General features: G+C 68.6%; 3 protein-coding genes. All 3 read right to left on the reverse strand.

Features of this window, described 5'->3' with window-relative positions:
* Window positions 1–73: 73 nt before the first annotated feature.
* Window positions 74–1,549, reverse strand: coding sequence for an aspartate aminotransferase family protein (locus ACE3SS_RS15280; protein WP_374595425.1), 1,476 nt, complete (start codon window positions 1,547–1,549; stop codon window positions 74–76).
* A gap of 34 nt (window positions 1,550–1,583) precedes the next feature.
* Window positions 1,584–2,270, reverse strand: a complete 687-nt coding sequence (locus tag ACE3SS_RS15285; RefSeq protein WP_374595427.1) for a class II aldolase/adducin family protein — start codon at window positions 2,268–2,270, stop codon at window positions 1,584–1,586.
* On the reverse strand, window positions 2,267–2,911 hold a 645-nt coding region (locus ACE3SS_RS15290), incomplete at its 5' end, for an FGGY-family carbohydrate kinase (protein ID WP_374595429.1). The genes ACE3SS_RS15290 and ACE3SS_RS15285, both read right to left, overlap by 4 nt.

Raw genomic sequence — 2,911 nt, forward strand, 5'->3', positions numbered from 1 at the left:
AGCCGTCGAGGTCAGCTCGGTCCAGTTCGGCGAATGCGGCGCAGATGAATCGACCACGGTGCTGCTCATGGCGTCACACCAGCTTCAGAACGGTCTCGAAGCGGTTGAGCGCCTCGTCGATCACCTCGTCGGTGTCGGCCATGCTGGTGTAGAGCCGCGAGCCCGCCAGCGTGACGAGGCCGTGCGCCGCGTAGGCCGCGCCCATCTCTTCCATCATGTGCTTGCGGGGCTTGGCTTCCTTCATCAGTTGGATGAGGTTGCGCGTGCTCAGCAGCAGCACACCAGACGTTTGCAGGTGCACGATGGAGCCCTGGTTGTAGGCCACGTAGGGCAGCCCCAGGCGCTTGATGATTTCGCTCAGCCCCTGGCACAAGCGGTCGCCCGCGCGCCCGGCCACGGCGGCCGCGTTGGTGCGGGCCATTTCCTGAATGGCGAAGTAGCCCGCCGCGCACGACAGCGGGTTGGCCGAGAGCGTGCCGCCCACGAAGGCGCGCTTGCTGGTGGCGCCGATGCCGCCGGCCAGGCTCATCATCACGTCCTTGCGGCCGCCGATGCCGCCCGCCATGGGGTAGCCACCGGTGAGGCACTTGCCCAGCACGGTGAGGTCGGGCTTGACATTGAAATAGCCCTGCGCGCCGCCCATGCCCACGCGGAAGCCGGTCACCACCTCGTCGAAGATCAGCAGCGCGCCGAACTCGTCGCACAGCTTGCGCACGCCGGCGTTGAACTCGCGCTCGGCCGGCCGCGTGCCGCTCTCGGGCCCGAGCGGCTCGACCAGCACCGCCGCCGTGCCGCCGCGCAGGCGGTTGAGCAGCAGCTTGCGGCGCAACGCGCCGAGGTCGTTCGGGAAGCTCTCTTGCACGCAGGCCGTGGAGCCCGACGGAATGCCGTGCGCTTCCATGCGGCCGGTGCCGGGCAGGCGCATGCCGTAGACCATCTGGTCGCTCCAGCCGTGATACGCGCCGCCGATCTTGATGACCCACTTCTTGCCGGTGTGCGTGCGCGCCAGGCGGATCGCACCCATCACCGCCTCGGTGCCCGATCCCAGCATGCGGAACATCTCGCAGGCCGGCATGTAGTGGCGGATCAGCTCGGCCAGCTTCACCTCGTATTCGTGCAGCAGGCCGGTGGTGGGGCCGCAGTGCTTGAGCAGCTCGACGACCTTGTCGAGCACGGGCCGGTAGTTCGAGCCCAGCAGCGTGGGGCCGCCGGCTTGCAGGAAGTCGATGTACTGGTTGCCGTCCACGTCCCACAGGTGGGCGCCCTCGGCCTTGTCCATGGCCAAGGCGAACGGGTAGTTGAACGCCAGGTTGTGCTGCACGCCGCCCGGGATCACGGTTTGCGCGCGCTCGAAGAGCTGCTTCGATTTGGCGCAGCGCTCGTCGAGCTGACGCAGCACGGCGCTCATGTTGTCGCGCTTGATCTGCCGCATGGGCTGCTTGACCAGCGCGTTGAGGCGGGCGTAGACGTCGGCGGTATCGGGGTAGCGGCTGATGCCGTATTCCCAGCCCGTAGGCGGCACGGCGGAAAGAGTGGGGCTTGCAGGCATGGTGATCGATCAATCAATAAGAAATGGTCAGGATTCAGGCGGTGGCGACCGAGCCGCCAGAGGGCTGTGCAACGGGGTCGGCGAGCACGCGGCCGAGCACGTCGAGCGCATGGCGCCGCACGGCTTCGGTGCCCACGTGCGCCAGCCCGATGTGCTGCCTCAGAAAGTGCGCCGCTTCGCGCTCGACCCACTCGACGTTGCCGATGGCCGCTTCGAGCGTGGCGCCACAGCACACCAGGCCGTGGTTGCGCAGCAGGTAGGCATTGGCATCGGCGCGCAAGCGTCGCCCGTAGGCAGCGGCCAGCAGCCCCGTGCCCGACGGGCCATACGGCACCAGCGGCACGACCGGCCCCAGCGCGGCGCGCGCGCCGGCGTCGGTCACCGGCAAGGCCACGCCCAGCAAGGCCACGGCGCTGGCCAGCGGCTGGTGGGTGTGGACGCTGGCGGCGCAGTCGGGGCGGGCCCGCAAGGTGCGCGCATGGATGCCGCTCTCGACGGACGGCTTGAGCGCGCCCTCGATCACGGCCAGCGTGTCCAGCCGCAGGATGCAGATGTCGTCGGGCCGCATCGTGTAGTAGTCGCAGGCCGACGGCGTGACCGCAAAGGCGTCGTCCGCCACGCGCAGCGCGAGGTTGCCCCCGGTGCCGGCGAGGTAGCCCCGATCAGCCAGTTGCAGGCAGGCTTGCACCACCCGCTCCTTGCCTTGTTGATAGCGACTCATGAGGCACCCTTGTCGTTGAGCTGCCGATACAGGCTGCGGTTGCGGCGGTAGATTTCTTGGAAAGCGGCAAACCGGTCGTCGAGCACCGCCCGGTTGGCGGACTGCGGCTCGTAGCTGGCGCGCAAGCGCGTGCGGCGCGGCACGTCGGCAAACGCCAACTCGCCCAGCCCGACCCCGGCGATGTAGGCCGCGCCCAGCGCATTCGCTTGCAGTGGCTCGTCGAGCTGGTGCACGTGCACATTGAGCACGTCGGCGAAGATCTGGCACCACACGTTCGACGACGCCCCACCGCCGATCAGGGTGAGCGATTCGACGGGCTGGCCGAGAAAGCGCCGCAGCGGCTCGAACATCCAGCGCGTGTTGAGCGCCACCCCTTCGAAGAAGGCGCGGATGATGTCTTCGCGCGAATGTTCGAGCGACAGGTTGAACAACGCGGCCCGCACGTGCTGGTCGTCCACCGGGCTGCGCTCGCCGTGCAGCCAGGGGGTGTAGATCAGGCCCCGGCTGCCGGCCGGCACGCGCTCGGCGATGCGGTCGAGGATCTTGTAGACATCGGGCAAATGCGCCTCGGCCAGCAGTTCGTCCTGGTGGTAGAGCACGCGGTCGCGCAAGAAGGTGAGGTTGGCGCCCGCCGCCGTCTG

This window comes from Aquabacterium sp. (genome assembly GCF_041915145.1).
Lineage (GTDB): Bacteria > Pseudomonadota > Gammaproteobacteria > Burkholderiales > Burkholderiaceae_C > Aquabacterium.